We start from the raw sequence: 8,304 nt of genomic DNA on the forward strand, positions 1-8,304 counted from the left end.
ATGGAATATTTACTAAAAGCAAGCGCTGTAATTGCTATATTTTACGTACTCTATTTTTTGTTTTTAAGAAACGAAACCTTTTTTAAAACGAATCGGTTTTTTTTACTTTCTGGCTTATTTTTGGCTGTAATTTTACCAATAATAGCAATACCTATCTATGTTGAATACACACCCGTTACAATAGAATATACACCAGTTGATGTTTCTGGTTTTACTACAGAACATAGTGCTTTACCAGAGCTGTTACCTGCGAAACAAAGAGATTCGGGGTTGGCCTTGATGGACTATATTTTACTATTTTATTTGGTAGGAGTGGCTGCTTTTTTAGTCAGGTTTATAATTCAACTAGTGTCTCTTGCTAAAATTATTGCAAAACATAAAAGTGAACGGAATGGTAAATACATCCATGTTATTAACGATGAAATTACACCGCCCTTTTCATTCTTTAATTGGATTGTATATAACCCAAAACAATTTAGTCCCTTAGAGCTGGAGCAGATTATCACCCACGAAAAAGTGCATGTTAATCAAAGGCACTCAATAGATATACTAGTGGCTCAACTAGCGTCAATTTTACTTTGGTTTAATCCGTTTATACATCTATACGCTAAAAGTTTAAAGCAAAACTTAGAGTTTCTTGCTGATAATAATGCATTAACCATATTAAAATCTAAAAAAGCCTATCAATACACATTGCTTAAAACCTGTGCTACAAATCATCAATTAGCCTTGAGCAATAATTTTTATAATTCATTCATCAAAAAACGAATCGTTATGTTACAAAAGTCAAAATCGAAGAAAATAAATCGTATTAAATACCTTTTAGTATTACCCGCTTTAGGATGGTTTTTAATGAGTTTTAATACTAAAGAGGTTTTTGTTGAAAAAGAAAACACGCAACCCGTAGCGAGTGATGCTATTTCTCAATTTGAAATTGAAAGTACTTTTACCGACGAGGATTTTATTACATTTAAAGACGAACTAGCTGAGAAAGGCTTTAATTTTGAGTTGAAATCTCTACAACGCAAACAAGATAACTTAGTATCATCCATATACTTTACTATTACAAAAAATGGTGCTGAAGGCAGTTATAGGAATGGTGGTGGAATGGCTAGTGAAACAGTTGTGATTCAATATTTTGAGAAAAAAAATAAATTTGTCATTAATACACAATCCTTTATTAATGCTCAAAAGGATTTGGGAAAAACTGTTCAAATACGCATTGATAAAACTACAACAATTGCAGATATCGAGGCCAAAAAGAAGTTACTTAAAGATAATTACAATATAGATTTAAAGTTTGAAGTTGTTGAAAAAGACGAAAACGATAAAATAGAAAGTTATTCTATAAAACTAGGAAAAGGCAAAATATCTAAAGGTATTACCACTAATATTGATAAACCTTTAGTATTCAATTACTATCCTAAAATGAATGAATTGACACATTATAGTATTAATAAAAACGGTGATCCTACATATGGTGGCACTTTTGTATTAGAATCTCGAAAATCTTATCTGATTTCAAATAATTACGATGATAAATCCTTAAAGTATGTTGTCAAAAGACTTAAAAAAAATGGCATTGAAATAACCTTTAAAGATGTAAAACGAAATGAAAATGATACAATAATAGGTATATCCATATCAGCAGTATCTAAAAACGGACGTAAATTAAATTACCAACAACATAATGGCACACCTATTACACCAATTGCGGTGTCTTATTTTGAAAATGGAAAGTTAAGTAGTACAGGACCTTCAACGTTTTCAAGAGAAAGTTTTAAAAGTGCTAACAAGAATAAAAAAAGCAAAAAAAAGCCAACTGATAAACAAAGAAAAACTTCAAATTCTAAACAAAAAAGCCCTTGGAAATTAGCAATTGGAAGACAAAGTAGCAATATTCAATATTCTAAATCTCTGAAAAACAAAAAAGTAACAGAGTACGCCTTAAATTCTTCCATATCATATTCTCCAAATGAAAAAAACACTAAAAATGCTTTTTCTAGATTAAATGATTTAGAACTGAATAATCAAAAAGAGTTTACCATCTCTGGTGTAGTAAAAGATATAAATGGTACGACTTTACCAAGAACAAATATTATTGTTAAGAATTCGAAAAAGGGCGCCATTTCAGATTTTGATGGGAAATATAAAATAAAAGTAAAAGAAAATGACGAGCTTGTATTTAGCTACATTGGGTTTAACGTTAAAGTTATCAAAGTACAAGCTGATCAACCCATCTTAAACGTGATACTTAATGAACAAGAAGTCAGTACATCTGAAAAACAAAAAAAAGATGCACTATCTAAAACAAGTATTACAACAATTGATCTTTATGATGGTAAAAAGCCCGTTTATTTAGTTAATGGTACAGCAATAAGTAAAGAGGAGTTTAATGAAGTTGACACAGAACAAATAAATAGTGTTACTATTATGAAAGAAAATGAAGCGCAATCTATTTTTGGTGATAAAGCAAAAGATGATGTTATTATAATTCAAAAAAAAGAAAATAGTGAAATAGACGAAGATATTATCATAATTGACATAGGCGAAAACAATAGTAACATCAAAATAAGAGATACAGGAAAAAATAAACCTTTAATTGTTATAGACGGTAAAGAACGAAAAAGAAGATTAAAAAATATAAACACAAATGATATCGAAAAAATAAATGTGCTAAAAGATAAAAGCGCCATTGATAAATACGGTGAAAAAGGAAAAAACGGAGTAATTGAGATTACAACCAAAAAGAAAAAATAAAACCACTAAACTCAAATATAAATTATTAAATCAAGGCACTCTATCATGAGTGTCTTTTTTATTAAATTTTCTAATCAAAAAAGACAATATCATCAAAAATCAATGATTTTTCAACAAAATACCCCTTGATCTCAAAAAAACACTCCTAAATCACCCTATAATTATATCAAATTAAAACAATAATACTATTTTTTTATTTCATTTATAAACCCAAATAAAGGTAGTCACATAATTACCGAAACCTATTTCTTTTTTTTACTTACAATTCACTATTCAAATTCATCGATTTTAAAGAAAACACTTGGCGAACACTAGGGCTAATTATATATTGAGAAAACATTGATAATTATTAACCTTTAAAACCAAAACAAATGATAACACTTGCCAAATTTTTAGTTGATGTAATACTACAAATTATATCAAATATTTAAAATCAAAAAAGTGTAAAACTTAGTCTAGAATAAGTTTTACTATTTTTGTTGTAAATTGCAGAAATGTGAAAAAACAAGTTTTTAAATTTTTGGCGGAGGTTAATAAATTATTTCTTCCAAGCTATTCTAAAAAAAAATTAGATCTAAACAAGGCCAGTAAACTTCAATTAGCAATAATTGGTTGGCGTTGGTATGTAACAAAAAATGTTTTATAATAAATTAAATTAGCAATTGAAAAGATTAAGCAAAAACGAAAAAATAGCCTTAGAACTAGCCGCTAAAGGCTTAAAAAATAGGGAGATAGCAAAAATAATGACCGACCGAAACGGTAATCCATTAAGCGAAAAAACAGTTTCTACATATATTCGTAGAGTACGCTCTAAATTGGAGGTATCACTTGATAAAAACACTTATTTTTTAGTTAAAGCAGCAATAATGAAAGAAATTATTGAAGAGCCCACACTAGATGGTATTGATTAATACTAGTTTCTTTCTTATAATACTTTTTTATACACTAGTAATTGATTGACGCGAATTATGTATTTCATTTACTAATTGACTTCGTTTTAGAAGTTTCCATACTTAAAAAAGTACATAATCATCAACTTCTACAGTGAAAAATAAAACACTTTTACTTATAATCTAAAGTGGTAAGAACACTTAAAAAAAAATTTAAGATATAGGATTTTATATTCTTGCAAACTGGAGCAGGCTTAATAAAAAACACTTATTTATATTTTTATTTTGAAATTTGTAAATACAAGATTACATATCCTCACTAAGCTTCGTTTTAAAAATTAAAAATCCCAATTTATAAATTAAAGAAAGTTTAATTTTAACGCTGGGATTTTAGTTTTATTAGTGATCTCGATATTACAAAGTTTTTTTTATTGAAAATATAAATGCAATTATTTCGGATCAATTTGAATAAACAGTTGATTCATTTAACAATTTTAATCAAAATTATTAATGCACTAATTATAAATACTGTAGTGACTAAAATCGAAAGACACAAGATCTAAAAAAAAAGAGCCCGCAATAATTGCAAGCTCTTTTAACACTCAGGGGTTGGGGGACATTATAAAGAGACAGTCGCTGTAATAGCAACTTGCTCTGATCCATTCTTAGTATTAGTTGTTAGGGTAATAGGCTGTTTTATTCTGCCTTCTTTGCTACGTGAGTTAAATGATACTGTAAACTCGCTGCTTGAACCTGGCGCTATCGGACCCGTTTGCCAATCATTAGGTACTGTACATCCACATTTGGCTTTAATATCTGAAATAATTAAAGGGGCAACACCTGTATTTGTAAAATAAAAGGTCGTATGTCTTTCTTCTCCTTGTTTCATAGGACCAAAATCGTGCTCTGTTTTATCAAATTTAATTGCAGGATATGCTGTTTCCAGAACAGGTTCTGACATTGTATTTTCTTTTACATCGTTTTTACAAGAAGTAGTTAGCACACTTAAAGTAACTACTAATATTAAATACACTTTTTTCACTTTTTTACATTTTTAATTTGATACTACTATAAATTCTGATCTTCTATTCAATTGATGTTGCGCTTTAGAGCATTTTACTCCATTACTACAACCGTTTTGTAATTCTGTTTCTCCAAAACCTTGACCAGATATTCTAGACCTATTTATACCACCCTTTTTGATGATATAATCTGCGGTAGATTTTGCTCGCCTATCAGAAAGGTTAAAGTTATACTTATCACTACCTCTAGAATCTGTATGCGAACGCACTTCTACTTTTACTGTAGGGTATTGCGCCATATAATCGATTACTTTTTGTAGTTCAATCTCCGCATCTGAGCGAATATAAGATTTATCCAAATCAAAGTAAATAGGATTTAAATTAAGCAATTTAGCTAAATCTGTACCTAGAGCTACAATAGGTTCTGGTTCTGGAATAGGTGTTAAAGGAATGTCTACTTCTATTACCTCGTTGTTAGTTTTAGTAGCCATAACCATTTTAGGTTTAGCTTTCTCAAATTTCTCTTTTGAAGCTTCTATACTATAAACTGTTGAACAATCTATTGTACTAAAATCAAACACACCGTTATTAGAACTAACTAGGGTATTTATTATAGCTCCGTTTTTATCAAAAAGCACAACTGTAGCACCCTCAATACCCTTATTAGTATCAACGTTTAATACAGCTCCTTTAAGTAGTTGATTACAATCAAAAACTAATGGTTTTAGTTCTGTAAAAGAATAAATGTCATCATTTCCTTTTCCTCCTGGTCTATTAGATGTGAAAAATCCAGTACTTGTATTTGTATCTATAATTAAACCAAAATCATCTTCTGGACTGTTAACAGGACGACCAACATTTTCAATAGAATTTTTGAAATTGTCATCATCAATTTCAGTCACAAAAATATCTAACCCACCAAGACCTAAATGACTATCACTTGCAAAATATAATCTTCCATCTGCACTTATATACGGAAAGGTATCTCTACCTTCAGTATTAATAGAATCACCTAAATTGATTGGATTAGTAAATCCGTCCTCGGTAATTTCAACATAATAAATATCTGAATACCCAAAGCCTCCAGGCATATCAGATGCAAAATAGAGTCTTGATTCGTCTGCATTTAAAGATGGATGTGCTACAGAATACTCATTGCTATTAAAAGGAAGTTCTTCTACCATCCAATCTTCATTGTCCTGACGTGTCCCTCTATACAATTTAAGTCTGTTTGTTCCTGTGCTATCTACCTCAAAATTATTATTGGTATAATTATTACGTGTAAAATATACAGTATTCCCATCCATAGAAAAAACAGCGGTAGACTCGTGATAACGTGTGTTAAATTTAGCGTTTACTTTCTTTACCCTATTTGCTTTTCTCTCATTTACCGGAACTTCATATAATTCAAATAGCGGATTATTATCCCACGTATGAATATTGTTATTAAATCGTCGTCGCTGTTTATTAGAAGCAAATACTATCTTATCTCCATAATATGCCGTGGAAAATTCTGATAGCGGAGTGTTGAAATCCTCATTGACTATTGTGTAACGTTCCGAGTTTTGTTCAATTTTTTTAAGATAAGCAATGTCATTAGACTTTTTTTTATTCAAACTTTCCCAAACTGAATATACCTCGTTAGAACGCTTATAATCACCGCTAGATTTTAAAGAAACTGCATATTTATAAAGAAAATCTGGTTTTTTATTTTCAGCAATACCAAACCATTTTTCAAAATAAATTGCAGCTTTTTTATATTGTGCAGTATTGTAATAAGAATCTGCTAATTTCGCATAAATAGTATCACTCACCTTTTCATCTTGTGCCAAAACATAGGCCTCTTGCGCTTTTTGAAATGCATACTCGTTATAGTATTTTTCAGCGCGATTTATTTTATTTGATTGCGCTTTCGCGAAAGCGGACACCATCAAAAGCACTGTTAGTATATAAAACTGTCTAGTCATCATATTAAATTTTATCTTTTTTTAGAAGAAACGTGGGGATAGGAGTTTGTTTTTTCGGTTAAATAATTCAAATCTTAACAGAAACTCAAATGAACCATTATTATACTGTTGAAGCTCTGTGGTTTCCACATCATATGCAAAACCTAGCATCAACTGATCATTAATCTGAAAGCCAGCAAGTGCGCTAAAAGCTGCACTCCATCTATAAGCTGCTCCTAGAGTTAAGCGCTCTCTGAAAATAAAATTTGCCGAAACATCTGCTTGAAGTGGTGCACCATCTACTACTTTAACTAGTGCTGCTGGCTTAAATTTCCAATCATAATGAATATCAAAAACATACCCTGCAATAGCATAATAATTGATACGCTCTCTTGCCAAACCTGAATTTGAAAAACTATCTCCAGAAAGTTTATAGTGTTCTGTTTCTAATAAATTAGGTGCACTTACACCTACATAGAATTTAGTGTCGTAGTAATAAACACCTACACCTACTTGAGGCGAAAATCTGTTATTGATATCTATTTGTGCGTTAACATCTGTATCGTCAAAAGCACCTTGAAGTAATCTATTTGTATCAACATCTAGTAACTGCGCACCTCCTTTAATTCCGAAAGCTAATTTTCCCTCATAGGAAACAGGAATTGCGTAGCTATAGGCAATATCAATATAGGTTTCTTTAGAAATAAAGATTTCATCTTGAATAATATTCACACCAAGACCTGAACGTTCGGAAATAGGAGAACTAAAAGAAACAGTTGCTGTCTTAGGAGCACCTTCTAATCCAACCCATTGGGTACGATATAATCCAGTAAAGCTAAATGCATCTCTCGTACCAGCATAAGCAGGATTAATAGTCATTGTATTATACATATACTGTGTATACTGGGCATCTTGCTGTGCTTTTGCTATAAACGAGAGGCATAACAATAAGACAACAATTATTTTATTACTTAAATTTTTCATCACTTTGATTCGGGATTATCTAAATTTTTAATTTCTTAATTCTTGATGTATAATGGTCCAGCTTTTTGGATAGTCTCGCCTTCATCGTTGACAAAATTTAAGACATAGTAATATGATCCTGTAGGTAACTTCTCTTCTTGAGTTACTGTCACCCTTCCACTAGAGAGACCTCTAAAGAATACATTATTACTACCGTAACCTGAAGCTCTGAAGACTTCTACACCCCATCTATTAAATATCAGTACTGTATTATTAGGATATCTTTCTAGTCCTTCAATTAAGAATACATCATTTTTACCGTCATTATCAGGAGTTAATATGTCATAAATAACAAGCTCTTCGCATCCTTCATCTCCAACAAATGCATCGTTATCATCACAATCTTCCGATGTTGGAACACCATCACAATCGGCATCGTTTACATTTGAGTTGCTATTGGTAGCATCGTTAGGTGCACAGTCTTCTGCATCTGGCGTACCGTCGCAATCTGCATCGTTAACATTACTGTTAGTATTTGAAGCATCGTTATCATCACAATCTTCCAATGTTGGAACACCATCACAATCGGCGTCGTTTACGTTTGAGTTGCTATTGGTAGCGTCGTTAGGTGCACAGTCTTCTGCGTCTGGTGTACCGTCACAATCCATATCGTTTACGTTGCTGTTCGTATTGGTAGCATCGTTATCATCACAATCTTCCGAA

Annotated in this window: 7 protein-coding genes; 3 read left to right on the plus strand and 4 right to left on the minus strand. The window is 31.0% G+C overall.

The genetic code is table 11. The features are described 5' to 3' along the window. The 3 genes from ACKGJY_RS03440 to ACKGJY_RS03450 all read left to right on the plus strand — a co-directional run bounded on the left by ACKGJY_RS03440 (window position 1) and on the right by ACKGJY_RS03450 (window position 3,671). Window positions 1-2,760 carry a M56 family metallopeptidase gene (locus ACKGJY_RS03440; RefSeq protein WP_413972447.1) on the plus strand — a complete coding sequence of 920 codons (2,760 nt, stop codon included), beginning with the start codon at window positions 1-3 and terminating at the stop codon, window positions 2,758-2,760. A gap of 496 nt (window positions 2,761-3,256) precedes the next feature. Next, window positions 3,257-3,406 (plus strand): SsrA-binding protein, encoded by a 150-nt coding sequence (locus tag ACKGJY_RS03445; RefSeq protein ID WP_413972448.1) that lies wholly within the window; start codon window positions 3,257-3,259, stop codon window positions 3,404-3,406. A gap of 16 nt (window positions 3,407-3,422) precedes the next feature. After that, window positions 3,423-3,671, plus strand: coding sequence for a helix-turn-helix domain-containing protein (locus tag ACKGJY_RS03450; RefSeq protein ID WP_413972449.1), 249 nt, complete (start codon window positions 3,423-3,425; stop codon window positions 3,669-3,671). Window positions 3,672-4,269: 598 nt separating this feature from the next. Here the strand turns inward: ACKGJY_RS03450 and ACKGJY_RS03455 are convergent. From ACKGJY_RS03455 to ACKGJY_RS03470, 4 genes are all read right to left on the minus strand, one after another. Further along, window positions 4,270-4,692 (minus strand): DUF1573 domain-containing protein, encoded by a 423-nt coding sequence (locus tag ACKGJY_RS03455; RefSeq protein ID WP_413972450.1) that lies wholly within the window; start codon window positions 4,690-4,692, stop codon window positions 4,270-4,272. 12 nt (window positions 4,693-4,704) lie between these two features. Continuing rightward, on the minus strand, window positions 4,705-6,603 hold the full coding sequence (locus tag ACKGJY_RS03460) for an OmpA family protein (protein ID WP_413972451.1): 1,899 nt from the start codon (window positions 6,601-6,603) through the stop codon (window positions 4,705-4,707). A gap of 57 nt (window positions 6,604-6,660) precedes the next feature. Then, entirely contained in the window at window positions 6,661-7,602 is a 942-nt protein-coding gene (locus ACKGJY_RS03465) for a type IX secretion system membrane protein PorP/SprF (RefSeq protein WP_413972452.1), read from the minus strand. A 35-nt stretch (window positions 7,603-7,637) separates the two neighbouring features. Then, on the minus strand, window positions 7,638-8,304 hold a 667-nt coding region (locus ACKGJY_RS03470), incomplete at its 5' end, for a gliding motility-associated C-terminal domain-containing protein (protein ID WP_413972453.1).

Source organism: Hyunsoonleella sp. 2307UL5-6, assembly GCF_047345485.1.
Lineage (GTDB): Bacteria > Bacteroidota > Bacteroidia > Flavobacteriales > Flavobacteriaceae > Jejuia.

Bases quoted from the DNA above. Each gene is read 5' to 3' on its own strand.
- ACKGJY_RS03460 (WP_413972451.1), bottom strand. From the start codon at position 6,603: ATGGTGTCCGCTTTCGCGAAAGCGCAATCAAATAAAATAAATCGCGCT.
- ACKGJY_RS03440 (WP_413972447.1), top strand. From the start codon at position 1: ATGGAATATTTACTAAAAGCAAGCGCTGTAATTGCTATATTTTACGTA.
- ACKGJY_RS03465 (WP_413972452.1), bottom strand. From the start codon at position 7,602: ATGAAAAATTTAAGTAATAAAATAATTGTTGTCTTATTGTTATGCCTC.